Raw genomic sequence first — 491 nt, forward strand, 5'->3', positions numbered from 1 at the left:
GCTTCGTTGAAGGGGATCCCGTCGTGTATCCAGTCGTCGATCTGGCGGTAGGGCTGGGGTAGCAGCACTTCTTCGTCGTACCACTTGAGCACGCGGCGCACGGTATCGTCGTCCGCGCCGTGCGCGCGCAGCAGGGGTTCGGTGATCGGGGTCTTGTCGCGTAGCCAGGTGTTGATGATCCGGTCGTCAAACTGCGGAAATCGGACCCCCTGCTCGATCAGCTTGCGTTTGAGCTGGGCATAGCAGCGGCCTTCGTTGCGTTTTTCATTTAGGTCGATGCCGTTGAGCGCAGCGCCCATCTCGTTGATGTACATCCAGTCGTCCTCGGCGGGACTGTCGCGGAACTTGCCGCCCAGGCGCATGCGGGTTTTGGCGTGAACATCGGCCCCCAGCTCGATGAGGCGCAGTGCAGCGTTGCAATGCCCGCGGGTGACGGCGTAGGCAAGCACCGAAGTGTCCATCGGGCCTTGACGCAAGTTGATGTCAGCCCC

1 protein-coding gene is annotated in these 491 nt (G+C 62.3%); it reads right to left on the reverse strand.

Features of this window, described 5'->3' with window-relative positions:
- Window positions 1-449, reverse strand: a 449-nt coding sequence (locus tag DNK49_RS23345) for a hypothetical protein (RefSeq protein WP_133255184.1), incomplete at its 3' end; no start/stop codon positions are given.
- Between the last annotated feature and the right edge of the window lie 42 nt (window positions 450-491).

The sequence above is a fragment of the Parazoarcus communis SWub3 = DSM 12120 genome (assembly GCF_003226565.1).
GTDB lineage: Bacteria > Pseudomonadota > Gammaproteobacteria > Burkholderiales > Rhodocyclaceae > Parazoarcus > Parazoarcus communis.